Source organism: Oribacterium sp. oral taxon 108 str. F0425 (genome assembly GCF_000214455.1).
GTDB classification, from domain to species: domain Bacteria; phylum Bacillota; class Clostridia; order Lachnospirales; family Lachnospiraceae; genus Oribacterium; species Oribacterium asaccharolyticum.
In genome coordinates this window covers 2,076,203-2,102,413 of the sequence record NZ_AFIH01000001.1, presented here as the reverse complement: position 1 = coordinate 2,102,413, position 26,211 = coordinate 2,076,203, and the positions used below count along the sequence as shown (strand labels likewise).

Here is a 26,211-nt window from a genome sequence, read left to right as displayed (position 1 = left end):
ATTTTGTGCATAAAACAGAAGTGTTTTTGCAATAGATTAAGGAGGAAAATGATGAAGAAAAACTTAATGAAATTACTGGGACTCGGACTTTTGAGTTTGAGCCTTGTAGCTTGCGGCGGGGCAAAGAGTGCCGAGACAAAGGCTGCCGAGACAAAGGCTGCAAAGCAGGATGCCAATGCAGAAAAGACTGAGGCCGCTCAGGACAAGACGGAAGCGGCTGCGGAAAAAGCAGAGGATTTAGGAGACAGTCTTACTCTTTACTGCTCTATGACCGACGATGATATCGATACCGTTTTGGAAGGCTTTAATGCACTCTATCCGGATATCACAGTTGAAGTTGTTAACGGCTCCGCAGGAGAGCTCTTTGCAAGATTAAAGGCAGAGGCAGCCAATCCTCAGGGTGACGTTATGCTTGGCGGAATGAATCAGGCGGACGGAGACAAGAACAAGGATATCTTCGAGCCGTTTATCTCTGTACATGAGAATGAGCTTCCGGACAAGTATAAGAGCAATAACGGATTCTATAACTATGATCACCTTTCTTCCGTAGTATTCTGTGTCAATACAGACTTGGAGAAGGAGCTTGGTCTGGATATTAAGGATTATAAGGATCTTTTGGATCCGAAGCTGGAGGGAAAGATTGTATTCTCCGATCCGAATGAGTCTTCCGCAGCATGGAACAATATTTCCAACATCATGGCTGTTTACGGAAATGACAGCGAGGAAGCTTGGAATATGATTGAAGGTCTGATGAAGAACAAGATGGTGATTCAGGGAAGCTCCTCCGCCTGCTTTAAGAATGTGGCAGACGGTGAGTACGTAGTAGGTCTTACCTATGAAGACGGTGCTTCCACTCTCTTAAAGAGCGGTGCGAAGAACATCAAGCTGGTTTATCCCGCTTCCGGAAGTTCCAACTTTGCTTTCGGCTGTGCAGTAGTAAAGGGTGCTCCTCATATGGCGGCAGCCAAGGCTATGGTAAACTTCCTGCAGTCCGCAGAGAGCCAGACTGCAAGAGGAAATGCATTGGGAACAATCCGTCTTACGAACCCGAATGCAAAGATTGACTATAAGTACATCCCGAAGGATGATGAAGTGAAGTGGGTAGACAGAGATATTGATTGGTTAATCAAGAATAAGGACCAGGTTTTAGAGCACTGGAACAAGCTGTACACACAGTATTATAAGTAAATTCAGGCTAAGGTATTCGCACGCCTTGCGCACGATACTCGTTATGAACGAGATACCGCATGCTACGTGAGCGATACTCGTGAAGAATTGGAAGATGCCTCCGGAAAGATTCCGGGGGCATCTTTTTTCGATTCTTAACAAGTGGCGAGGCGAAGCCTGAGACATCTTGTTCCGGGAGGAATTATCCGTTGCGCTTCCCAAAAAAAGAAATTCTACAGTCCTCTGAAAAGAAGCCCGGTAAAGAAGGCTTGTGTTTTCTCTTATTATTTAATAAAATTAAGTTAGTTTAAAATTTATTTGTGAAAAGAGGATTCCCCATGGGGACTTGTACGAGATGCGTGAAGAGTTTGTTTTACCGAGGAATCCGTTTTTTAGAGAGGACATGTCAAGATGCTGGAGAGTTTAAAAGAAGAGGTTTTCCAGGCTAATCTGGAATTGAAGAGACAGAACGTGGTGATTTATACCTGGGGGAATGTAAGCGGAATTACGGAAGACAGAAAATACATGGTCATCAAGCCGTCCGGGATTGCTTATGAAAAGATGAAGGCCGAGGACATGGTTGTGGTTGAGCTGGAAACGGGAAAAGTGGCGGATGGAAAATGGAACCCTTCCTCCGACACGGAAACGCACCTTGTTTTATACAGACATTTTCCGACTCTTCGCGGTGTTGTGCACACCCACTCCACCTACGCTGTCAGTTTTGCGCAGGCGGGGAAGGCAATTAAGGCTCTGGGTACCACCCACGCGGATTACTTCTACGGAGATATTCCCTGCACAAGAGCGCTTCGTGAAGAAGAGGTAAAAGAAGCTTATGAGAGAAATACGGGAAATGTCATCGTGGAATGTATTGAGGAGTTAAAACTGGATCCTCTGGCAGTGCCGGGCATTATCGTGAAAAACCATGGTCCCTTTGCCTACGGAAACTCTCCCGCCAAGGCGGTAGAAAATGCGGTTGTTTTGGAAAAAGCGGCGGAAATGGCTTTTCGTACCCTGCTTTTAAATCCCAATGCATCCATGGAACAATATATACTTGATAAGCATTATTTCCGGAAACACGGAAAAAATGCTTATTATGGGCAAAAAAGCCAATAAAAACAAAGTAAGGAGGAGCTATGTTACCAAATGTGAAAGCGGTGGGGGATTCCTACCAAAACAAAGTATTGGGGCATACAAAAAAAGAGAAAGAGCCGGAGCACAAAGAGAGCTCGGTACTTTCTCCCAATGTGGCTGACAAGGAAGTTGCCACTTTGTCAAAGACGGACAGACTGACCTTGTCTAACGAAGCGACTCGTAAAGCGGAAGAAAAGACTCTTACGGTAGAAGAACAGCTTTCCGACAAGGCGAAGGGGTATCTTGCCAAATTGCGGAAAAGCCGTAAAAATGTGGATTTCCGAATTTCAGAAAAGGGCATGGAAGAAAAGTATCTGGATAAGACGACAGCCAAGGAATTTACCGTGGTACTTACGAATGAAGAAATCGAGAAGATGGCAACGGACAAGGCCTTCGAAAAGAAACAGCTGGCAATCATTGATAAGACCATGCAGGAAATGCTGAAAGCCTCTCTCGGACTCGGAGAAGAGAATGGAAGCGGAAAGACCAATGCCTCCGACGTAAAAGATATTGCCCTTCGTATAAAAGAAGACGGAAGCATGGAGATTCTGGCAAGCTTGGAAAAGTCTTCGAAGTCTTTGAAACAAACCGCTGCCGAGCAGGCAAAGAAAAAGGAGACGGAGAAGGCGGAAGCAAAGCGGCTGGAAAAGAAACGGGAAAGCGAAAAGGAAACGAAGAAGCTTGCTGAAAAACGGGAAGCCAAGAAGGCGGAAAAAGAAAGAGTCAAGAAGGTGGAGGTTAAAGCCAACAGCATCGCGGAATTAATCGAAAAGATGAAGGCGATTGACTGGGATAAGATTCCGGAAACCGAAAAAGAGTAAAGTGCAGATTGAATCGGTTGCCTCGGGCTTTTCCCCGGATAAGCGGCTTAAACGAGATATTATCGTACGCTTTGCGCATGATACTCGTTATGAACAAAAAAGAAGTGTCCTGCGAAATGCGGGACACTTCTTTTGCAATATCTTACTCCAGGGGCGCGTAGCAAACTTTATAGCTGTGCCCTACAATTTCCACAATTTGCTCGATTTCACCGTGAGGATCCTTAATCGATAAGGGTTCACTCTTCCCGTTATCCTCTACGTAAAAATGCACAGCAGTACCGCAGGAGGAACTAAGGTCTCTGGGAACAGGCTGTAGATAGGCCTTCTTTCCCTCCTTCACCTTTTCCTTATGAAAACGGGCTGCGCCAAAATGGCTATGAAATGTAGCAATATATTCTCTTAACATCTTACTTCCTTGTGAGAGTTACTAAGAACTCTTCCTCATTTTGTTTCTTATACTCGGCTTCGTATCCGGCACTCTTGGCAAAACGACAAACATTTTCCACACAGGGCATATTGTCGGTTAAAAGAGTATACTGGGATTCGTGTGTTTTTTCAACAGCACTTTTAATCAGTAAGACCGGTTGTGGACAGGAAAGTCCTCTGGCATCTATCATATTAGCTCCTTTCTTCTTTCTTTCCAAAAGTATTCATAAAGGCAATGCATACAAGTACAACAAGGCCGATGATGACAGCGATTTTTCCGTTGGGAGTCGGTCCCTTGCCGGATGCGGCAAGACCAAAATTGTGGCAGAAAGCGGCACCGACCAAAAGACCCAGATAGCTGACTGCGGAGTCTGCATTTCCTTCTCCCGCCATGACCATTTGTCTGAGAGGACATCCGCCAAGCATGGTGCATCCCAGACCGGCAAGAACCATGCCGAGGAAGTTCCAAAGAGAGTCGGTATGGGCAACAGGTTGGTCTGCGAATCCAAGATGGAACTTACCGAAGATCAGGTTTCCAATCAGTGCTGTCAGGAAAATCATGCAGAATCCGATTAAGAGCTTCGGCTCGCGGAAAAGGATGATGTCACGGAATCCGCCAACCATACAGAGTCTGGTATACTGTGCCAAAGCACCTACGATAAGCCCGGCACCCAGAGAATAAATTACTGCAGCATGCTTCGCACCGGGGCCTTCGGCTGTAAAGAAAATAAAGGCCGGAGCGGATACCAAAAGGATAAGGAGAACAAGCTGCACGATGGGAAGGGACAAGCCTTCGACCATGGTCTGCTTATAGGTTCTCTTTAAGGAATAACCGTTCTTTAAGAAGAATACGCCGGCAGCAATACCGACTACAAAGCCGATGAGTCCGACTACCGCATTTAAGTCACCGCCGGCAAGACGGAGAACCATACGGAAGGGACAACCCAAAAACATCAGGGCACCGACCATGACGAAGAAGGCAATAAAGAAACGGGTAACGGGGGCGGAACCGCCGCGCGGCGCAAACTCTCCTCTTGCCATAGAAAGAATCATGGCACCCAATACCAATCCGATTACCTCCGGACGAATATACTGTACCGCTTCAGCCCGATGAAGACCAAGACCGCCTGCCGTGTCTCGGATAAAGCACGCCAGACAGAATCCCATGTTTGCAGGATTGCCCAGCAGTACCAATGCAACGGAGATAATCCCGATGATTCCTCCGGCAATGGCGATGTGAATACGTTCCGCTTTAAAATTCATACTTCCTCCTCTTTCCGCTTGACCTGCGGAGCTTTCGGTTCAAAACGTGTGTCGCAAAAAGCACGAAATCACTTCTCCACAGTGATAACGCGCGAAAAGAATGTGTGACGGCTTCTTGAAAGCCTGTCTTGCACAAAATATGCGACAGCCAATTTATAAAATCTTCAAATAGTATAGCATGGAAGCGAAATCAGAATTTATTGCAATATTGGAAGAGTGATTTTATTTATAGAAAAGTGCGAAGAGTAAAAAATATATATAATCGGTATAAACCCTTGGAATTTAACTGATTTTGTGCTTAAATAGATAAACTTGCCTGCGAATAAATATTAAAATTTAAGAACAGACAAAAAGAGACATAATTTAATTTTTTGGTAAGGAGACCATTATGCATCGCCCAAGAATCATGCACAATCGAAAAAGACTTATGGCCTTATTTTTAGTGATGAACCTGGTTCTTTCTCCCCTCTCTTCCTATGCGGTGGAAGAAGGACGGATTGAGACGGGAGTGGAAGGCCTCACGGAAAATCGGGGGGAGCTTGCGAGAAAGGAAGACGCGGCTGTATCATCGGAAGAATCTCGGTCTTCGGAAGAAGACAAAGACGCTGTTCAGGCTACAGACGAAAGCAAAGCCGCGGAAGAACCTTCCAAGGCTAGCTCCGAAGCTTTTTCTGTCGACAGCACAAAAAAGGAGGGGGATTCCGTTTTTACGGAGGAAGAGAAGGATTTCGCTAAAGCGGGAGAGTTCAGAAAGAGCCTGGAGGACGGAACGGAAATTCAGGTAAGCTTTGAAGAGGGAACCTTCCCGAAGGGAACGAAGTTTTTCGCTACGCCTATTTTGAACGAGAAGAAAATAGAAAAGGCTCTGGCTATATCGGAAAAACTTTTAAAGCAGGAGTCCGCTTTTTCTGAAGGAGGAAAGACGGAAGGGGAAGAGGAAAGCGCCTCCGAGGTCATTGACATCTACGGAATAGACCTCTCCTTTAAAGTAAAGGAAGAGAACGGAATCTACAGAGAAGTAGAGCCGGAGGAGGGAAAGGAAGTTTCCGTATCAATCCGCTATCCTGAAGGAAAGTCTTTCTTTGCGAAGAAGGAGGAAGAAGAGGCTGATAAAACGGTCTCCGGGTTAAATGGAGAAAGTAGCAGTGAATATAGTGAGGAGCTCTCCTATGTTCTGCACTTAAAGGATGAAGAGCATCCTGAACTGATAGAGACAAAGGAAGAAGAGGGAAAACTTCTGTTTAAGACCAATTCCTTCACTCCCTATTATTTCACGCGCGTGCGTAGAAGAAGAGAGGCGCCGTCTGAAAAGATTTCCACGGAGTTCAAAGTTTATTGGACCGATCCGGCTACAACCGGGGCCAATCCGACTCGTTCCTATACGGGAACAGTTCATAAAATCGAGGACCAAAAGGATGTTGTTTTGAATCCGGCGAATAATGCGCGCTTTACGACAACCTATAAAATTCTTTTGAACCTGAAGGGAAGAAAGGATACGGTATATCCGGAGGGAACCGTTTCCATCGACATTCCCGTCAATGTTTTTAAGTCCTGGGACCCGGCCAATCCGGGAAGAGTATTGGTTAAAGAAGGAAACGGACAAAGCAGGGGAGCGGAATTGCTCTCTTCCTACCGTTCGGGGATTCCGAAGGCACCGAATAAAACGGGACAGAGCAGCTTTTACTATACGGAAATCACGAATACGGTAAACGGGGAGGCCTACTACCGACTGACAAACTACCGCCCCCTGGAGGGAAATACCGAGTTTGGTGTAGAAGTCGGCTATGACTTTACTCCAACCATGCTCGGGGTTACAAGAACACAGATTGGCGGAAAAGAAGTCGGAGAGTATAAATGGGAATTTCCGGTGGAACTGCATGTCAATCATGATGATAATCAATTTGATCTGGATGATGCAAAGCAGCTTTCCGTGGATGTACGCACCAAGGTAGAACCGACGACGGTAAATGTTTACCATGGAAGGAAAGGACAGAATCAGGGGCTTTACTTTGACTGGGATAACAGCTGGGGAGAGAGACCTTCGGATGATCACCCCGGAGACTTTTTCTACGGCGTGTTTTATGTCGAGGTGGCAAGAAGCAAAAACAGCAGCCAGGCCTTTGATTATGTCTTTACCGAGCCTTCCAATCCGGCGGTCCTGGAAGGCGGAAAGCTCATCGGAGCTAAAAAATATCCTCAAAGTCAAAACTTTGATGATTACCGTTATAAATCTTGGATCGATCAACAGGTTGATGCAAGCTATAAGGACATTACCAAGCACATGGACGGGACAGCAGCACCGGCTTCTCAGCCCTGGCTTGCAAACCCGATAGGAAAGACTTACCTCGGAATCCCGAAGGATCCCTATAATAAGCATGCGGATAAAGCACAGTATGTAGGACCGGAAGAATATAACGGAACCTTCAACACGCAGATTTATGCGCTTTTATATCGTTACCCGATGCAAATCATTGAAGATGCAAAGGCGCACGGAATCAATATGGTGCACGATGGCATTTATATCGGAACGGGAGTGAAATTAAAGGAAATCTGGGCGGACACATACGAAAGAGAGCAGGAATTCACGATTACGGATCAGAATAAGAAAATGCATGTTCTTCTTCCGGAGACGGGAAACGGAACTTTTAAGCTCGATAAGTGGGTGCAGGGAGATCCGACGAATAAGTCCCTTCTCAATCTGGATACCCTGCAAAGTTTCTATGCCAAGCGGGAAGAAGCGCCTTTGGTGTATAATGCCTTCCGGCAAAGCTTTTCCTTAAGTTATATCTCTACCGTTTCCAGAGACAGTGTGAACTTCCCCTACGGAGATGACCGCTATACTACAAACGGGGTGAAATTTTCCTTGCAGGATAACGGAGAGTATTCACTGCTGACGCTTCCAAACGGAAAGAGCTCCGCGGAAGGAAAAGAGGTGGCGAAGGATTTATCCAATACCCACTATTTGGACCCGATTACAGGAGGGAATCCCTATTCCTTAACAGAGGAAGATTTTTCCTACAAGAGCTTCTTTGTGCCGAAGTTCAATACCTATGATGTGAAAAAGCATGCAAATCCCGCTATCAAGCTAACGGAGTTGAATCAGCCGAGTACGGATTATGCCAAGTACCCGGAAGTGAAGGTCATGATTCGTAAGAAGGGAGAGGCGAAGAACCATTTTACAGAGTACGGAACAGTAAAGCGGAGAGCGAACGGAGAACTTATTTTTGTAAATCAGTCCGGGGCGGAGACAAAAATTTCGGAAACGGAGCCGATGGCCCTTCCCGACGATACGGTAGGCATTGATTTCCGTGGAGAAAGCTCCTTCTACAGGACGGAATTTACCGCATCCTTTACTTTGAACATCCATCCGACGACCGCTATGGCAAATCGGATTCAGGAAGACATCAACAAGAATAAGACCTCCCTTATTACGGGACCGGCAGAGGGAAGGTACAGTGAGGGTGCGAGTGAACTGTTCCACGCGAGACTGGGAGAAAGCTTCGGCAGAATAGGCTATGAATTAAATGTTTTTAGCTATAAGACGGATATTTTGAAGGAACAGACCGGGGAGAGCGTTTACCACAGTGATGTCCTGGAACAGTGGACGCCGATTTCCATTGAGCTGTTGAATAAGGCAAATGTTCCCGTCAGCATGCGTAAGCGTTCCGTAATGGATCCGTACCTCATTAAAGAAGGAATCTTCTATGACCTCCTTCCCTTCGGTACCTATGTCAACAAAGAAGAGGTGGAGCTCGGCACTTGGGAAATCAGTAATGCGTCTCCCATTTCCGCAAGCAGAAAATATATCCAGGATACGGACTATACCGTGCATTTCCAAAGGAACTGGGAAGGCACGGGACAGACTATGATGATTGTAAAGGTTAAGGTTCCCGATTCCGCAAATACCTTGTACTGGGATACGGGATTTAACTGTGCGGGTATGAAACTGAAATATACCCTGCACAATCCCTATACGAATATCATTGATCGCGGTAGAGAGCCGATGAACACCGTAGGCTTCTTAAATACCGGGGATACCGAGTTTAAAGCTAATTTTAGCAATAGCGAAAATCCCGATGTGGAAAAGCGGGAAGCCTACAGAAATCTTATGATGGAAGGTGCCGGAAACGGACATAAAATGATTCTCGGGGAGAGAAAGCTGAATTTCAAGCCGATTACCGTTATTGAGGCAAACTTAAGCAATACCGTTTCCACCGAGATTCATAAGAGCTTTTTAAAGGAAAATATCAGCTATCTCGGAGAGGAGTATCGTCACAGACTGCAGTATCAGGCGGCGGAAGCCACCAGAACCAAGGACTTTGTTTTCTACGACATTTTAGGAGAAGAGGCAAATCGAAACGGCGATTTCCAAGGACTGGATTTAAGCAGCTTAAAGATGAAGGCAAGCTACAATCCGTCTAACCCGAGCGCTCTGGACTATTGTAAGCCGGTGTGCTATTACGCAACAACGATTCCGGATGACCGAAATGTAGATGACAGCACGGTTTGGACGGCCTTTGATCCGGATAACATGAGCGGAATCGACAAGAAGAGTATCAAGGCGATTGCCATTGACTGCCGAAAGACAGTGTCCGGACAAAACTTTATTTTGGACCAAAAGGGAATTATGGTCGCCTATGTGGAAATGTTGGCAACCAGAGATTCTGCAAAGGTTCCCGTGGTGAACACCAACATTGCATACCGGAAGGCAACTCTTTTTACCGGAGGAACGGTTCCGATGAATGTGAACCTGACCGAGGCAAAGAGTGAGGCTAAGCACGCCATTGTTCCTCCCCTTACGCTGGATATTCCGGTGAAGAAGGAGTTGGAGGTACCGGCAGGACTCACGGCTCCGGATATTCGGGAGAATTTTTCGTTTAACATCCGTGCGCTTGGAGATGCTCCGCTTACAGATCAGTATGATAACCCGATTATAAACAATATTAAGAATCCGGATGAAAACGGCGGAATCATTCGCTTTTCCGGAATTCGGATTGTAAAACCGGGGATTTATAAGTATCGAATCAAGGAATCGAAACTGGTGAATACTGCCGGTGTAACACCGGATTCCATGGGTGAAAAGGAACTGCTTGTCACGGTAGTGCGGGAAAACAATATCCTAAAGGCCAATCTTTCCGCAACAGATGAGAATCCTTTGATTTTCCGAAATGTTTATGGCGTACAGGAAGTAAAACCGGAAATCAAAGTTTCGAAGAGCTTGCTGTCTTCCAAGGCCGACAAACCGGATATCAGCGGAAAGTACCAATTTACCTTAAAGGCATTAAACGGTGCGCCGATGCCGGATGAGGCGGGAGGGGCAAGTACTCTGGAAAAGACGAATCCGGATGCGGACGGAGGACAGATGTCCTTCGGGCGAATCACCTTTACCACTCCCGGTGAATATAAATACGAACTCGTGGAAACCGGAGAGGTGACCGATGTTCGAAACGACGAAAGACCGCTGAGAGAGATTACCATCACGGTGAGTGACTTCGGAACGGGAAAGCTGATTGCACTGGTCAGCGGAGATTCTTTGGAATATAAAAACCGTTATATTCCGGATGAACCGCCTCTTCCGACGCCGGGAGAGCCGAGTTATCCCGGAGGGGGAGGAGGAACGCCCAGAAAGCCGATTTTCCCGAATCCGAATACACCGGGAGGACCGGGAGAAAAGCCGAAAGAGCCTGACAAACCGACGGTTCCGGAGGAACCGGAAACTCCCGGAACGCCGGAGAATCCGACACCGGGAGGCGGAGAGAATGTACCTCCAACACCAAGTATTCCGGAAAGAATCAGAATCATTGAAAAGCGAATCGGGGAAATACTCGGAGAGGCTCGTAAGCGCCCGCTTACACCGGAAGAACAAAAAGAACTGAAACGATTGGGAGAAGTTCTCGGAGCACTTCGAAGGGAGCAATCCAGAAAAGTCAATACAGCGGATGCATCCCGGATGCTCTGGTATGCTTTGGCAAGTAGCCTAAGTATTATGCTTCTCGCTGCTTACAGTCTTTTGGAAAGAGCAAAGAAAAAAAGATAAAAAGGAATAAGATTCCGCACATTTCGCACATGAATTTATTGAGAAATGAAAAAACGCTCGAGCTTTGCGGCTCGGGCGTTTTTGTGTAAATACTGAAATTGTGTAAATACTGAAATCTAAATACGGAAATCCCTTAAGCAAAGAAGGTATGAGAAGCCTTCCATTTCCGTAAAGCAACCTCTACCCATGCATCGTAAAGGAAGAGGGCAAGAATGAAAATAAGATAGACAACGATCAGAGCAAGTGGAGGCATGATGCCGGATTGAATGCTGTCAAAGGTATCCTCGAATCCGCCTGCAGCAAAAATCACAATCACTTCCGCTATGATAAAGAGGATGCTGAGACCGAAACCGCCCAAAAACCAAATGATAAACTTTCCGAAAAGTTGGAGCGCGGAACCGTCAAACTTTAAGCGGCGTCCTTCGATATAAGTATGTGTTGCCTCCCACTTATAAATCATGGTGTAGGCCCATGGAATGCAAAGTCCGAAAGTGATTAAAGAAACCATAGCACCTAAGAAACGCCAGCCGATAAGCTGTAAGGTGGTTCCGTCAAAGTAAGACTTACCCTTGGCTTCCACAGGGTATACCGGGATACTGCCCGGTGTTCTCTGTGCATTTTGTGTAGAGGGAGCCGGACTTCCCACATAAATGGGGGTTCCCTGAGCAACATTTCCTTGAGCTGTACCGCTTTGTGCTCCGCTATTCTGTGCAGTACTTCCCTGTGTTGTATTTCCTGACGTTGTACTGTTCTGTACTACGTTTTCTTGCTTTGTGTTTTCTTCCATACAATCCTCCTTATGTAAAAAGCTTTTTAACTCATTAGAATTTAATCATAATTTTATCTTATCTTCAAGAATAATTTAATTCGAAAACAAGCTATTTAATTCGAAAACAAGCTATTGTTTTAAAAGTCTGGACTGGGCACCCTTTATAACATACATTCCCCTCGGCGTGATTCGAATCTCCGGGATGGAGGGAGAGGACAGGAAGGCAAGCGGAAGGAGAGGGTCCATGGCAGTACCGATTCCCATTTCATGCAGTTTTTCTTTCACCAGCCGTAACTGTTCTTCCGCCTTTTCATGACCGCATTCCGTCAGTAGTCCCATAATGGGAAGGGCGAGGGAAAAGAGGACGGTGCCCTGTGATACGACGGAAACGCCTCCCTGTGTTCGGAGAAGCTCATTTGCCGCAAGACACATATCCCTGTCCGAGTCTCCAATTACGAGAATGCCGTCACAGTCTCGGGAAAGAGAGCTAGCTACCGCACCTTGCCGGATAGGATAGCCGGAGCAGATGGCGACACACATTCTCTTCCTTCCGTTGTTACGAGAAATCGAAGCGATTTTCCGATAGTCCGGGTTCTCCAGGGGATCAAAGTTATTGCTTCTTCGGAAGTTGACCTGCAGACGGCTGCTGCGAATCTCTCCCTCTTGGATTCCGATAACCGTGGAGTTTTGCTTGAAGATAGGAAGATGAAAATCTTCTTCCTCCAGGGGAGGGAAGTGGAGTGTTTTTTTCAGTTCTTTAGGACAATGCGGAAGGGGATACTTTTCCTTCTTCTCCACCCGTTTTCCTTTATGAAAAACGGCCTCAATATCGACTTTTTTCGGATCGGAAAGGAGGACGAGATCGGCTTGTTTTCCGGGAGCAATCACGCCCAGATGACTTAAGTGATAGCATTCCGCAGCATTGATGCTTGCCATCTGATAAGCCTTTCCAACGGGAAGGCCGAGAGAAATCGCTCTTCGGATTAAGTGATTAATGTGACCTTCTCTTAGAATGTCCCCCACTTTCTTACCGTCGGTACAAAAGGAGAAGCTCCTACTGTCTATTCCCTTGGAAAGGATTCCCTGAATCGAGGTTTCCAGCTTATGCACGGCGGAGTCTTCCTTGATGTGAATGTGCATCCCGGCGTGAACTTCATCCAGCGTATAGGAAAAGTCCTTCGGAATCTGGCCGGTTTGTAATTTCATAAGAGAACAGGCTTCAGAGTCTAAGGATAAGAAGCTGGAATAGCCGCCGGGAAATTTGCTTTCCGCTCCGTCTGCCGTTTTCCAAAGTACAGGATTGGAGTGGATAACTCCTCTTGTGTCCATGAGTTCTTCAAGCCCCAGAATGCGCGGATTTTTCAGGAAGGAAAAGAAATCTGTTGAGGAAAACTTGGCTTCATGCCCTTCCGAAAGGGATGGACTGATGCAGTAGGGAAGCATAAGAAAGACATTGGCGGGACTTTTTTCACTTTGCTTCAGGAGATAATCGATACCCTCCTTTCCCGCCACCGTCCATACTTCGTGGGGGGTTACAATAAAGCTTGTGGTTCCGCAGGCCGCTGCCGCACTAATCACTTCATTGGGAGGAACCAGAGCGGCTTCCAAATGAGCATGTGCATCGATGAATCCGGGGAAAAGATACTTCCCCTTGCAGTCGATTACGGTATCTCCCGGAAAGTCCTTTCCGATTCCGGCAATATAGCCTTGTTTAACCGCTACATCTCCATCGTAAAAGGAGGCGGTGTAGGCGTCAAAAATATGGGCGTCTCGAAAAATCAGATCCGCAGGACTTTCTTTTTTGCAAACCTTGGATAATTTGTCGTAAAGACTTTTGTTCATACTGCTGCTCCTTAAAGAGTAGAAAAGTAAGTGGGAAAGGAAGTGAAATATAGAGTCTAAAGCCATAAAAATAGAGGAACGGAACCCTTATAACTTAACTATAGCGAAGATTGTCGAGGAAAGAAAATAGAAAGTTTTTATGCAGTGCAGAATAAAAAGAAATATAGGAAAACAAAAAAGAAATATAGGAAACAAAAAAGTCCTGTTCTTTTTTGATGATTGATGTAAAATATCGTTTGTTCGTAAAAAACGAATGATGTATAGCTCAGTCAGAGATTCACTTAAGAAGATATTTTGAACGGTTCTTTTTTTCTCGTTGAATCCCGGTATGAACATGTCGTGAAGTCTTTACCGGTTTTCATATACTGTCTATTTCATTTTTAGGGGGACGACAAATGGAAAAATTTTTCAAACTCAAGGAACATCAAACTGATGTAAGAACGGAACTCATAGCGGGCATTACCAGCTTTATGACGATGGCTTACATCCTCGCCGTAAATCCGCGAGTACTTTCTGCAGCAGGAATGGATGCGGGCTCCGTGTTTACGGCAACAGCCATAGCTTCCGCCATAGCCTGCATCATGATGGCGCTACTGGCCAATCTGCCCTTTGTTTTGTCGGCGGGAATGGGACTGAACGCTTACTTCGCTTATACCGTGGTACTAAATATGGGTTACACCTGGGAAATGGCATTGGCAGCCGTGTTCGTGGAAGGAATCATCTTCATCCTTTTATCTCTGACCAATGTTCGTGAGGCAATTTTCAATGCGATACCGCCCAGCCTGAAACTTGGTGTTTCCGTAGGGTTTGGACTTTTCATCACCTTTATCGGTTTACAAAATGCACATATTGTAGTAGACGGTGCAACTTTGGTAACCTTATTTTCTTTCAAGGGCTCTGTCCTAAACGGTACCTTCCAATCAGAAGGAATCACCGTGCTTCTTGCCTTACTCGGCGTATTAATCACAGCCTGCCTGGTTATTAAAAACGTAAAAGGAAATATTTTGCTGGGGATTGTGATCACTTGGGGACTGGGAATTCTCTGCCAGCTTACCGGCCTTTATCAGCCGAATCCGGACGGCGGTTTTTACAGCCTGATTCCCGGCAAGGTCGTTTCCATGCCGGCATCCGTGGCACCGACCTTTATGAAAATGGATTTATCGAAGCTTGCCAGCCTTGAATTCGGTATGGTTGTTTTCGCCTTCCTTTTCGTGGATGTCTTTGATACCCTCGGCACATTAATCGGATGCGCTTCCAAGGCCGATATGTTGGATCGGGACGGAAAGCTTCCCGGGATTAAGGGGGCCCTTCTTGCGGATGCAATCGGAACCACGGTAGGCGCTATTTTCGGAACTTCCACGATTACAACCTTCGGAGAGTCCGCTTCCGGGATTGCGGAAGGCGGCAAGACCGGTCTTACGTCTATTGTAGTAGGTGTACTCTTCCTTATTGCACTGTTCTTCTCTCCGATTTTCCTTGCGATTCCGTCCTTTGCAACAGCACCGGCACTCATCGTAGTCGGATTTTTCATGATGCAGCAGGTGGCAAAGATTGATTGGAACGATATGCTTACGGCGATTCCCGTATTTATCTGCATTATTGCGATGGCCTTTACCTATTCCATTTCCGAGGGAATTGCATTCGGAATTATGAGCCATACCGTCATTCACCTTCTCTGTGGAAAAGGAAAGAAAGTCAGCATTTTGATGTACGTATTAAGCTTTATCTTCATTTTGAAATATATTTTCATTTAAGATACACTGCACAAGGAACGGTTTCCATCGAGTGTTAAAGTGTCCGGACAGGAAAGAGAAATCTTCCGCTTCGGGCATCGGAAGCTGTTCCATTTTGTTTTTGTAGGAGGGGAAATGGAATATTTAGTAATTGGAGACCTGTGCTACAGCACGGGACCGGAGCATATTGAGACAAAGGAAAATGCCTATTTGCACGTAAAGAACGGGAAATGCCTTGCCGTCTATGAGAGCTTGCCTTCGAATTGTTCCGCTTTGGAAATCAAAGACTATCGTGGAAAACTCGTGCTTCCGGGGATGGTGGACCTGCATCTCCATGCACCCCAGTATGCCTATCGGGGAACGAAAATGGATTTACCGCTTCTGGACTGGCTGAATATCAATACCTTTCCGGAAGAGGCGAAATACCGGGATACCGACTATGCAAGGGCGGCTTATCGTAATTTTGTGGAGGATTTAAAGGAAAGTCCTACTACGAGGGCAGTCATTTTCGGAACTTTACATAAGGATGCAACGCTTTGCCTGATGGAGCTTCTGGAAGAAAGCGGCCTGGAGACTATGGTGGGAAAGGTCAATATGGACCGGAATTCTCCTGATTATTTAACAGAGCATAGTGCGGAAGAGTCGCTAAAGAATACAAGAGAGTGGCTGGAGGAAATCCCGAAGAACTATCGGCACTGCCGACCGATTCTGACGCCGCGCTTTACCCCAACCTGCTCGGATGAGTTGCTTCTCGGTCTCGGGAAAATGATGGAAGAAAAGGGAATTCCGCTGCAATCTCATCTTTCCGAAAATAAGGCGGAAATCGCCTGGGTTTCCGAGCTTTGTCCGGGTACCCGAAACTATGGAGAGAGTTATGATCGTTATGGTCTCTTAAACCATACCGTTATGGCCCACTGTGTTCATACCGGAGAGGAAGAGCTTAAGCTTCTGATTCAGAGAGGATGCTTTATTTGTCACTGTCCGCAGTCCAATACCAATCTGCAATCCGGCGTTTCTCCGGTAAAGCATTTTCTGAAGAAAGGCGCAAAGCTTTCCTTGGGAACCGATGTTGCGGGAGGGGCGAACCTGTCCATGTTTCGAGCCCTTACGGATGCCATCCGGGCCTCCAAGCTCCGAAACTGCCTTTTGGAAGAGCATGACAGTGCCTTAAATCTGGAAGAGGCCTTTTATATGGCAACGCTTTCCGGCGGCGCTTTCTTCGGGAAGGTTGGGGCTTTTATGCCGGATTATGAGGCGGATTTCCTGGTGTTTTCCCGGAAGAGACAGAGCGTCAGGGAAGAAAGCCTGATTGAGCGTCTGGAAATGCTTTTGTATACGGAAAAGGAATTATTTGAGATGGAAGCAAAGTATGTTCAAGGGAGAAAAGTTCTGTAAGACCGGATGAGAAGAGAGGAAATGCTTTTTCTACGAAGAAAAACAGAAGAGAGAAAAGATAAGCTAAATCACGAAAACGGCTTATCTTTTTTCTTCTCTATGATACAATGAAACGGACACACTTCGGAGAAAAGAGTAGCAGTTTAGGAGAAAACAAACTTATGGAAAAAGAGATGCAAGAGGAGCTTGTACTTGACCTTCCCGAGCTTTTAGCCATGTACTTGAGAAAAGGAATCCTGATTCTTGCGTGCAGCTGTATTTTCGGCATTCTTTTTGCAAGCCTGAGAACCTTGCGGAGAGGTGAGGAGAATCCTGCCGTAAGTACGGAGGAAGAGTCGGCGTTTGATAAGGAGCGGGCCTTAGAAGAGGGAACGGCGAATTATGTAAAAACGCAGCTGGAGCGGGAAAAGGATTTAGCTCTTTGGGAAGTAAAGAGACTGGAGGAGTCGGCTCTCTTTCAATTGAAGCCGGATTCCGTCTATGAGAGACAGATGGACCTTTATCTGAAGCTGCCCAATCCTGTGGATGCGCAGGGAAATTCGGAATCGATTTACAGGGACAGAATAGCGGAGAGAGAAGGCTTGGTGGAAGCTTATAAGACGCTTTTTCGCTCGACGGATTTCTATGATCAAATTGCATCCTCTACAGGTAGCTTGAAAAGCAGTGATATTCCGGATCTCCTGTTCCTGGATGCCGATGATAAAACCGGGAACATCAGTCTCTCTTTCGCAGGTGCAAGTGCGGAAGAGGTAGAAAAAATGGGAAATGCCGCGAAGGCCTATTGGGAGAATGCTGCCGCAAAACTGGGAGAAGAGTTGGAACCGCATAGCATCATTCTTCTTTCGGATACAAGCGCACAGGGAATGCGTGTGCACAGTGTTTTGACCTATCAAAACTCCGGGGAAAATGTGGAAGGAAGAGGACAGGATTCTATCCTGGGAAGACAGGAGGACAAGAAGGCAAGTCTGAACAAACGCTTGGAAAACATTAAAAACCTGAAGGATCAGGAGAAGAGTCTTCCTAAGGAAACGGCAAGTGTGAACCTCGGATTCAGCAAAAGAACCTTTGCGAAACAAGCCATTTTAGGCGTGATACTGGGTGGATTTCTTTCTGTTTTTGTTTTTACATTGCAGTATCTTTTTGAAAAGAAGCTTCCGAGAGAAGAAGATTTGGAGAGCATCTACGGTTTTACCGTATTGGGAAGTAAAAGAAGATTCGGAAGAGAGGGGCTTTGCAAAAGCTTATCCGACAAGCTTTCGGGAGACCGGGAAAGAGAAGGGGATGAAGAGGCTCTGCTTTCCCTTGCGAAGAGTAACCTTTCTCTGCTCCTTAAGGAAAGGAATATTGCCGAAGAGATTCTTTTTGTAGGAGAGGACAAGACACTTTTAGAAAAAACGGTCAAGTTCATGAACGACGAAAGTCCCTATTTGAGTTGTTCCTATGCCTGTGATATTTTCAAAAATGAAGAAGGCATCAGTAAATTGGGGATGTATCGTACTCTTGTTTTTGTGGCGGCAGGACGAAGTGATTTGAGAAGTCTTTTGAATATGAAGAGAAAGGCGGAGACTTTAAAGAAAGAAGTTTTGGGTCTGCTCTTGTTCTAAGGGGTTAGGGGATTTCGTGTTCCAAGCCGATGATTCCATAAGTCTCATAGGTGAATCAGGGCTGAGATTTTTTAAATCTCAGCCCTGATACCTGCTTAAGCCTTTTAAATAGTCTGTTTCGCTCTTTGCGCTGTTTAATTCTTGCCCTGCTCTCTACTGAAATCGGCAGCATTGACTTCCCCGGATTTAGGGGTTACGCCGCTTCCCTGGATGCCTGTTCCTCTCGGCTTATAGTTCTTCATAACACCGTTCTTTTTCTCGGGAACTTTTATGACAGGCTTTTTCTTATTGATAGCATCCTGTTCGGCCTGCTCGTACTGCACCTCTACTTCTTTTTCTTTTACGCCTTCATCCGGATCCCCTACATACCAGGCACCATCCGCATTTACGGTATACCCGTCCGGAGTGGTAGTGTCCATCAAAGCCCAACCGGCATCATCAAAGTAATAGCACTCTGCGAGTCCGTCTCTGTTTCCGTCCAGCCAGAACCAACCGGAGTGGCACCAGCTTCCGTCTTCATTTCCGTACCACCAACGATTGCTGTTCTCTCCCTGGCCCATGTTCCAATTTGCCATAGCGGGGATAGATGCCATAATACTCATTGCAATAGCAAGAGTAGCAACTAAATTCATTTTCTTCATAGTGTAACCTCTGCTTCTACATTTTATTTTCGAAAAATCATTCGCAAAACTGCATTCATTCTACTAGAGGAAGAAAATAAAACAATAAAGAAAATCTTAAGGATAACTCGTTTTTCCTTAAGTTCGTAATCTTTTTGTTCTCCGGAGTAATCTTTTCGTTCTCCGCAGGAAGCTTGTAACTTTACCTTGGAAGGAAGAAATAGTATAATGGCAAAGATTATTCGGAAAAAGGATTTAGAAAAGAAACAGCAGATTAACAGAGATTGTTTTGTTTAGATAAAAGATGATGAAAGAGGAATCATGAAAAAAAGAAATGCATTACCGGGGGTAATAGATTTTTATCTGCGAGCCCCTTTGTGGTTATCTTTACTTTGGCTTCCCATAATTCTTACGGCATTTTTTAGGGAGTGGAGATATGGGCTTATGCTCATCTTCTTTGCTTTGCTCTACCTTTGTGCGGCTATTGTCCTGTATCGCAGCAGAAAGAGCCTGATGTTATCCGCTCTTTTGGAATTTTCCCTGCGGGCAAATGAAAACAGGGCGAAGCTTTTTGAGGAAATGCCTACCGCCTATTGTATTATCGGACAGAATGGAGACCTGCTTTGGGAGAATAAGGCATTACATAAAATTTTGCAAAACGGCAATAAGCCGGAGAAGAACATTTTCAGTATTTTTCCCAATATGCAGAAAGAGATGCTCGAAGAAAAGGAAGCGGTGGTGGAGCTGCACTCCTCCTTCATGGGAAGAAAGTATTGTATCGACATCATCCGTCTGGACAGCTTACGGGATGAAGGAGAGGTTGTACACTACGGTCTTTCGGAGGAAGAAGAGCTTGTAGCGGTTTATCTTCGGGACGAAACGGAGGAAGTGGAGCTCCAACAGAAGCTGGATGAAGAACGAGTAGTATTGGGACTGGCTTATATCGATAACTATGAAGATGTTATGGAGCAGATTGAGGAAGTCAGACGTTCCCTACTCACGGCTCTTGTGGATCGAAAAATCACCCGCTATATCAGTTCCGCAAACGGTGTTATCAAGAAAATTGAAAAAGACAAATACTTCTTCCTCTTAAAGCAGACAGCCTTGGAGAAGATGATGGAGGATCGTTTTTCCATCCTGGAAGAGGTGAAAGAAGTGGATATGGGAAATGAACTGGCGGTAACCTTAAGCTTGGGAATCGGCTACGGTGCGGGAGAATTTACCCAGAACTACGACTATGCGAGAACCGCCATGGATATGGCACTCGGTCGAGGCGGGGACCAGGCGATAGTAAAGAATCCCGAGAAGCTCAGCTTCTTTGGCGGTAAGAGCCAAAGTACAGAAAGAGTGACCAGAGTTAAGGCAAGAGTGAAGGCGCAGGCCTTTGAGGAGTTGATTGACTCGAAGGATAAGGTCCTGATTATGGGACATAAGAATGCGGATATGGACTGTCTCGGAGCTTCCGTAGGAGTTTACCGTATGATTACGGCACTGGACAAGAGAGCTTATATTGTGCAGAATAAGGTGACCTCCACCATTCTTCCTTTAAAGGAACGCTTTCTGAACAATCCGGATTATCCGAATGATATGTTTATTGACGGAGAGACGGCAAAGGCTTTGGTGGATAACAATACCATGCTCGTGGTGGTGGACTGTGACAGACCTTCCATTATCGATGAGCCGGATTTGCTGACCATGGTGAAAACGAAGGTGGTATTCGATCATCACAGGCAGAGTTCCGAGACAATACAGGGGGCGGTTCTAAGCTATTGCGAACCCTATGCTTCTTCCGCTTCGGAGTTGATTGCGGAGATGATGCAGTACATTCGGGAGGGAATCAAGGCAAAGCCGATAGAGGCGGACTGTATGTACGGGGGAATCGTTATCGACACGCGGGAATTTACCAACCAGACCGGCGTACGAACCTTTGAGGCAGCTGCCTATTTAAGACGTTGCGGTGCGGACATTATCCGCATTCGAAAAACGTTCCGAGAGGATTTTATTGATTATCAGGCGAAGGCGGACACCATCAGTAAGGCGGATATTTATCGGGAATACTACGCCATCAGCACCTTGGAAAGGACCGGGACAGAGAGTCCGACCGTGCTTTGCGCCAAGGCAGCCAATGAACTTCTGAATATTCGCGGCATCAAAGCCAGCATCGTTTTAACGAAGGTGGAGGATACGGTTTTTATTTCCGCCCGTTCTATCGATGAGCTGAATGTGCAGGTGCTTATGGAGAAGCTTGGCGGGGGCGGACACCGTACGGTGGCCGGCGCCCAGATGAAGGGATTCACAATAGAAGAGTGTATTGACAAGGTAAGAGCGGCGATTGACGAAATGATTGAAGAAGGAGAAGTGGAATAATGAAGGTTATTTTATTAAAGGATGTAAAGAGCTTAGGGAAAAAGGGAGAAATCGTAGAAGTCAGTGAGGGATATGGCAGAAATTTCATCATTCCCACTAAGGCGGGCGTTCTGGCGGATGCCAAGAACTTAAATACCTTAAAGCTGCAAGTGCAGAACGCCGAGAAGATTGCGGAAGAAAAATTGGAAGAAGCGGAGGCGCTGAAGAAGAAGCTGGAAGAGGTAAAGCTCATCTTCCATATGAAGGCGGGAAAAGACGGAAGAGCCTTCGGTTCCATTTCCACAAAAGAGGTACAGGAAGAGCTGAAGAAGCAGTATGACATCAGTGTGGATAAGAAGAAGATGGAGCTGGACGTGCCGATGAAGAATTTCGGAGGCTATGATATCAAGGTGAAGTTGCATAAGGATGTGGAGGCGACTCTCCATGTCAGTGTACAATCGGAGTAAATTATGGCATCACAGGAAGAAGAGCTGCTTTTACGAACGATTCCCCATTCGAAGGAGGCGGAGGCAAGTGTAATCGGTGCGATGATTCGCGACGGGGATGCGGTACTGCAGGCCTTGGAGATCTTACAGCCTGAAGATTTTTACGGAAGACAGTTTCAGGTGCTTTTCTCTACGATGAAGGAAATGGCCAGGGAAGGCATCAGCATTGACTTTGTCAGCTTACAGGACAGACTGAAGGCGAAGAAGGATGTTCCGCCTGAATTTTTTCCTTGGAAACCTTGAAAAATCTGGCCATGGAAGTACCCAGCGTGGCGAATATCCGCATTTATTGCGAGATGGTGCGTTCCAAGTCTATTCTTCGTGCCCTGATTCGAACGAACGAAGAGATTGCCAACATGTGCTACCGGGGAGAAGAGGACCTGGAAACCATACTGGAGACTACGGAGAAAAAGATATTCAATCTTCTACTCGAGAGGAATACCAGAGAATTTGTGCCCATTTCCGAGGTGGCCATGAATGTGCTTCGGAAGGTGGAGGAAGCATCCAAACAGAAGAATGCCATTACGGGAGTTGCTTCCGGCTTCATTGACCTGGACTATCGGACGGCAGGTTTCCAGAAATCCGATTTGATTTTGATTGCGGCAAGACCTTCCATGGGAAAAACGGCCTTTGTCTTAAATATCCTGGACCATGTAGCGGTAAAGAAGCAGGAACCGGTTATGATTTTTTCCTTGGAGATGTCCAAAGAACAGCTGGCAAACCGTTTGCTTTCTTTGGAAACCAAGATTGAGGCGGATAAGCTGAGAAAAGGAACCCTTACGGACGATGAGTGGGGAGACCTCATTGAAGGAGTCGACCGCTTATCCAAGTCGCAGGTTTTTATCGACGATACTCCGGGAATCACAGTAAGCGAATTGAGAGGAAAATGCAGGAAGAGAAAGCTGGAGTCCGGACTTTCCCTTGTGATGATAGACTACCTTCAGCTCATGAGCGGAGAAAAGGGAAAACGGTCTTCGGAAAACCGGCAACAGGAGATTTCCGACATTTCCAGATCCCTAAAGGCGCTTGCCAGAGAGATGGACTGCCCGGTTATTGCACTCTCCCAGCTGTCCCGTGCCGTGGAACAGCGTCCGGATCACCGCCCCATGCTTTCCGACTTAAGAGAGTCGGGGGCAATCGAGCAGGATGCCGACATCGTCATGTTCCTCTACAGAGATGATTATTACAATAAGGATACGGAGCACCCTAATGAAGCGGAGTTGATCATAGCAAAGCAAAGAAACGGTCCCATAGGGACGGTGCGCCTTTTGTGGCAACCGCAGTATACGCGCTTTAAAAATGCGGAGAAGGAGCGATAGAGGAATCTTGGATTTTGTATAATAATAAAATTGATTTAATATTCTTAAAGTCAGATAAATTTCTTTTATAATATAGCATATCAACAGAATTTATCCTGTATATTAGCTTAAAATATTCTAAAAACGGGTATTAGAAATTGCAAATGAACCGATTAAATAGTATGATAGTGCAATCGATAAATCTTTTTTAGTAAGGGAAAAAGGCTATCGATAGTAAGGAGGAGCCATGAAAATCGAGAAAATTGATGACAACTCCATCAAGTGTACATTGTCCAGTTTAGATTTATCTTCGAGGAATTTAAACCTAAGGGATATGACCTATGGCTCTCAAGCTGCTAAAAGGCTATTTAATGAAATGATGCAAAAGGCGAAGGAAGAGGTTGGATTTTCCATTGAAAACACGCCCCTCATGATTGAGGCTGTTCCTTTGCAAGGAGGTGCGGTACAACTCATTATTTCTAAGGTGGATGACCCGGAAGAGTTAGATACACGCTTTTCGAAGTTTTCCGCAGCCGGCAGTGGACAGAACGGCTGGATTTCAGAACTGGCAACCCAGATTTTGGAGGGGGCGCAGGGCTTGATGAAGCAATTGAAGGAGACCGAAGAAGAACCCGGCGTAGCGGAAGAGAAGAAGGAATCCGGAGATGAGGGGATTCGCTTATATCGCTTCCGGACTTTGGATCGCGTAATCGATGCAGCCAAGGCGGTGTCGTATTGTGATTTGGGTGCAAACAGTCTGTATAAGGCAGAGGACAAAAAGGGGTATTATTTGAGTCTGCACAGTAAAGGAGACGACATTGACAGCCTGAATCGTGCTGCAAATCTTTTACTGGAATATGGAGAAAGAGTGAACGGCGGTTCCGCTACAGAGGCTTATTATAAGGAGCATATGGAGCAATTGATCCAAGAAAACGCTTTACAGAAGTTAAAGACGGTGTAATCGAGATTACCCGGGCGGGAGTTATGGAACAGAAAAGAATCCCTTACAAAAAATAGCTTGAAAAGGCGTTAAGGAAGGAGAAGGCTATGGAAGAAATTACAAAAGACATGAAGATTAGCGAGATTTTGGCGCTAAATGAATTGATTGCTCCATTTCTTATGCAAAACGGTATGGGTTGCGTATCTTGTGCAGCCTCTCAAGCAGAGTCTTTAGAAGAAGCCTGTGAGGCTCACGGCATTGATGTGGATGATTTGACAGAGGATTTGAATGATGTTTTGCGGGAGTATCTGGAGATGCAGGAAGCCTCGCGGAACGCTTGATGGAAAGGATTGGACGGAGAGAAAATGAGTTCTCCGTCTTTTTTTTTCTAAATATTGACTTTTGTTCTTATAAATACCATAATTTAAGAACGAAAAGGCGGTGATAGAAATGAGTAAACGGGAACTCCTGCTAAAAAAAATAAAAGAAAATAATGGGATTATAACTACCAAAGAAGCCTTAAATCTTGGTATTCATAAGGATATCCTAAAAGAATTAACCATAAAAGAAGAACTTGAAAAAATAGCCAACGGACTCTATGTACTTCCGGATGAGAATATTGATGAGTATCTTTATTTCTCATACAGAATACCCAAAGGTATTTTTTCTCACGAAACAGCGGCATATTTACAAGGATTATCAACACGAATGCCCCTTGTTTATGTGATGACTGTAAAGGTAGGAGATAATGTCAGCAGAGTCAAGTCAGCAAGAGATAATATTATTTTTAAGTATGTGAAAAAAGATTATTACGATATTGGAAAAACAACTATAACCGGTCCTTTTGGCAGAGAAATATTAGTGTATGACAAAGAAAGAACCATACTTGATATTATCAAAGATAAGGACAGAATAGATGCACAAGTATTTAGCGAAGCAATAAAATCTTACTTTGCAGGTAAGGAGAAAAATTTATTAAAACTGTCAAAATATGCCATTAGGATGAATATGGAGCAAGCTTTAAAACGATATACGGAGGTGCTGTTATGAAAACATCGGAACAGATAAAAGGAGCGATTAGGAACATATCTAAAAAAACGGGAGTTAATCCGAACTCTCTGCTTCAGATGTGCTTGTTTGAAGGAATACTTGAAAAACTCTCAAAATCAAAATATAGTGAGAATTTTATATTAAAAGGCGGACTTCTTATCTCCTCTCTTATCGGTGTTGATATGCGTAGTACGATGGATATGGATACCACGCTTAGAGGCATTCCGCTAAATGAAGAGTCTATATCAAATATTTTAAATGAAATATTAGCGATTGAAATTGATGCAGATATTGAATATAAGCTGATTAAATTATCGCCAATAAGACAGGAAGATGTGTATGAAGATTTTTGTGCAAGCATATCCTGCATTTTTGGGAAAATAAATGCAACCTTAAATATAGATATAACGACAGGAGATGTTATTACTCCAAGAGAAATGAATTATTCCTATTCAAGAATCTTAGAAGAAGGTACAATACCGATTATGACCTATACCATAGAAACTATACTCGCTGAAAAATTTGAAACTATTTCAAGCAGAAATATTACCACAACAAGAGCAAGGGATTTCTATGATTTGTATATGATATACAGCATTTATAAAGATAAAATTGATAAAGACATATTAAGAAAAGCAATAGAAAGAACGAGTAAATACAGAGGTTCTTTTGAAACAGCTTTACAGTATAAGGAAATCGTAGAGTTATTCCGGGAAAGTGAAACACCAAAAGAACTATGGAAAAAATACACACAGAATAACCCGTATTCTAAAGATGTTGATTTCTTAGATACTATATCAGTCTATGAAGAAATAGGTACTGTATTAAATGTGAATGATGATACTAAATAGTATTATGGTCGGTATGGTCTTTAGGGTTGCACCGGCTCTTTTTTTGTAGTGTGTCTTTGAGGCAGAGCCTAAACCAAAGCAAGACATTCCTTAGTCTGTATGATGGAGTTGCCAACGATTACTTGACAGTAACACTCGTTTTGAAAAAAATAAAAAAATTGCTTGACAGAAATAAATAGTTAGTGTAATATAACTGCAGTTAGATAAAACTAACCGTTGTGAATAAGGGTTTTGCCACCTAAGAGAATTACCGTCCCTTATGCAGCATGACTTAAGCATTCATAACAAATCCCTTTGTCGTGTCCTCCTGACCATAAGCACGATAAAGCGGGAATCTCCTGAAATAAATAGACTCAACTTAAGTGTCCGCCTTTAAGGCGGAAAGAAAAGCAGAAGCGTGCTCGGCTTCTGC

At 45.0% G+C, this 26,211-nt stretch carries 19 protein-coding genes and 1 pseudogene; 14 read left to right on the top strand and 6 right to left on the bottom strand.

Annotated elements, in window-relative coordinates; genetic code table 11:
* The first annotated feature begins 48 nt into the window (after positions 1–48).
* The 3 genes from HMPREF9124_RS09570 (at position 49) to HMPREF9124_RS09560 (ending at position 3,119) form a co-directional block, all read left to right on the top strand.
* Entirely contained in the window at positions 49–1,188 is a 1,140-nt protein-coding gene (locus HMPREF9124_RS09570; RefSeq protein ID WP_242821583.1) for an ABC transporter substrate-binding protein, read from the top strand.
* A 390-nt stretch (positions 1,189–1,578) separates the two neighbouring features.
* Positions 1,579–2,280, top strand: coding sequence for an L-ribulose-5-phosphate 4-epimerase (locus HMPREF9124_RS09565; RefSeq protein ID WP_009427816.1), 702 nt, complete (start codon positions 1,579–1,581; stop codon positions 2,278–2,280).
* 20 nt (positions 2,281–2,300) lie between these two features.
* Positions 2,301–3,119 carry a DUF6033 family protein gene (locus HMPREF9124_RS09560; RefSeq protein WP_009429627.1) on the top strand — a complete coding sequence of 273 codons (819 nt, stop codon included), beginning with the start codon at positions 2,301–2,303 and terminating at the stop codon, positions 3,117–3,119.
* Between the two features lie 142 nt (positions 3,120–3,261).
* Here HMPREF9124_RS09560 and HMPREF9124_RS09555 read toward each other — a convergent pair whose 3' ends face one another.
* Genes HMPREF9124_RS09555 through yedE form a run of 3 tightly spaced genes read right to left on the bottom strand, consistent with a single transcriptional unit; the run spans position 3,262 to position 4,808 of the window.
* Positions 3,262–3,525 carry a DUF3343 domain-containing protein gene (locus HMPREF9124_RS09555; RefSeq protein WP_009429105.1) on the bottom strand — a complete coding sequence of 88 codons (264 nt, stop codon included), beginning with the start codon at positions 3,523–3,525 and terminating at the stop codon, positions 3,262–3,264.
* Position 3,526: 1 nt separating this feature from the next.
* A complete protein-coding gene (locus HMPREF9124_RS09550; protein ID WP_009429693.1) occupies positions 3,527–3,736 on the bottom strand; it encodes a sulfurtransferase TusA family protein in 210 nt (69 codons plus the stop codon).
* 1 nt (position 3,737) lies between these two features.
* Positions 3,738–4,808, bottom strand: coding sequence for a YedE family putative selenium transporter (gene yedE, locus HMPREF9124_RS09545; RefSeq protein WP_009428982.1), 1,071 nt, complete (start codon positions 4,806–4,808; stop codon positions 3,738–3,740).
* Between the two features lie 388 nt (positions 4,809–5,196).
* Between yedE and HMPREF9124_RS09540 the strand changes: the two genes are divergently transcribed.
* A complete protein-coding gene (locus tag HMPREF9124_RS09540) occupies positions 5,197–10,845 on the top strand; it encodes a Spy0128 family protein (RefSeq protein ID WP_009428726.1) in 5,649 nt (1,882 codons plus the stop codon).
* Between the two features lie 133 nt (positions 10,846–10,978).
* Here HMPREF9124_RS09540 and HMPREF9124_RS11505 read toward each other — a convergent pair whose 3' ends face one another.
* Positions 10,979–11,632, bottom strand: a complete 654-nt coding sequence (locus tag HMPREF9124_RS11505; protein WP_009427763.1) for a DUF898 family protein — start codon at positions 11,630–11,632, stop codon at positions 10,979–10,981.
* Positions 11,633–11,743: 111 nt separating this feature from the next.
* Positions 11,744–13,456, bottom strand: a complete 1,713-nt coding sequence (locus HMPREF9124_RS09530) for an adenine deaminase C-terminal domain-containing protein (RefSeq protein ID WP_009427761.1) — start codon at positions 13,454–13,456, stop codon at positions 11,744–11,746.
* Positions 13,457–13,851: 395 nt separating this feature from the next.
* On the opposite strand from HMPREF9124_RS09530, the gene HMPREF9124_RS09525 reads away from it, so the two are divergent.
* The 3 genes from HMPREF9124_RS09525 (at position 13,852) to HMPREF9124_RS09515 (ending at position 18,188) form a co-directional block, all read left to right on the top strand.
* Positions 13,852–15,210 carry an NCS2 family permease gene (locus tag HMPREF9124_RS09525; protein WP_009429872.1) on the top strand — a complete coding sequence of 453 codons (1,359 nt, stop codon included), beginning with the start codon at positions 13,852–13,854 and terminating at the stop codon, positions 15,208–15,210.
* A 114-nt stretch (positions 15,211–15,324) separates the two neighbouring features.
* A complete protein-coding gene (locus HMPREF9124_RS09520; protein WP_009428280.1) occupies positions 15,325–16,584 on the top strand; it encodes an amidohydrolase family protein in 1,260 nt (419 codons plus the stop codon).
* Between the two features lie 161 nt (positions 16,585–16,745).
* Positions 16,746–18,188, top strand: a complete 1,443-nt coding sequence (locus HMPREF9124_RS09515) for a hypothetical protein (RefSeq protein ID WP_009428557.1) — start codon at positions 16,746–16,748, stop codon at positions 18,186–18,188.
* Positions 18,189–18,322: 134 nt separating this feature from the next.
* Here HMPREF9124_RS09515 and HMPREF9124_RS09510 read toward each other — a convergent pair whose 3' ends face one another.
* On the bottom strand, positions 18,323–18,829 hold the full coding sequence (locus tag HMPREF9124_RS09510; RefSeq protein WP_009427984.1) for a hypothetical protein: 507 nt from the start codon (positions 18,827–18,829) through the stop codon (positions 18,323–18,325).
* A gap of 300 nt (positions 18,830–19,129) precedes the next feature.
* Here HMPREF9124_RS09510 and HMPREF9124_RS09505 point away from each other — a divergent pair, with 300 nt between their 5' ends.
* The 7 genes and pseudogenes from HMPREF9124_RS09505 (at position 19,130) to HMPREF9124_RS09475 (ending at position 25,799) form a co-directional block, all read left to right on the top strand.
* A complete protein-coding gene (locus HMPREF9124_RS09505; protein WP_009428555.1) occupies positions 19,130–21,175 on the top strand; it encodes a DHH family phosphoesterase in 2,046 nt (681 codons plus the stop codon).
* Complete coding sequence (gene rplI / locus HMPREF9124_RS09500; RefSeq protein ID WP_009428040.1) at positions 21,175–21,621, top strand: 50S ribosomal protein L9; 447 nt, start codon at positions 21,175–21,177, stop codon at positions 21,619–21,621. Before HMPREF9124_RS09505 ends, rplI begins: the two co-directional genes overlap by 1 nt.
* A gap of 3 nt (positions 21,622–21,624) precedes the next feature.
* A pseudogene (gene dnaB, locus HMPREF9124_RS09495) lies at positions 21,625–22,979 on the top strand (replicative DNA helicase).
* 226 nt (positions 22,980–23,205) lie between these two features.
* Complete coding sequence (locus HMPREF9124_RS09490) at positions 23,206–23,919, top strand: adaptor protein MecA (protein WP_009428910.1); 714 nt, start codon at positions 23,206–23,208, stop codon at positions 23,917–23,919.
* Positions 23,920–24,005: 86 nt separating this feature from the next.
* A complete protein-coding gene (locus HMPREF9124_RS09485) occupies positions 24,006–24,239 on the top strand; it encodes a DUF1858 domain-containing protein (protein ID WP_009428451.1) in 234 nt (77 codons plus the stop codon).
* Between the two features lie 109 nt (positions 24,240–24,348).
* Complete coding sequence (locus HMPREF9124_RS09480; protein WP_009427918.1) at positions 24,349–24,948, top strand: type IV toxin-antitoxin system AbiEi family antitoxin domain-containing protein; 600 nt, start codon at positions 24,349–24,351, stop codon at positions 24,946–24,948.
* Positions 24,945–25,799 (top strand): nucleotidyl transferase AbiEii/AbiGii toxin family protein, encoded by an 855-nt coding sequence (locus tag HMPREF9124_RS09475; protein WP_009429801.1) that lies wholly within the window; start codon positions 24,945–24,947, stop codon positions 25,797–25,799. The genes HMPREF9124_RS09480 and HMPREF9124_RS09475 overlap by 4 nt, the downstream gene beginning before the upstream one ends.
* The last annotated feature ends 412 nt before the right edge of the window (positions 25,800–26,211 follow it).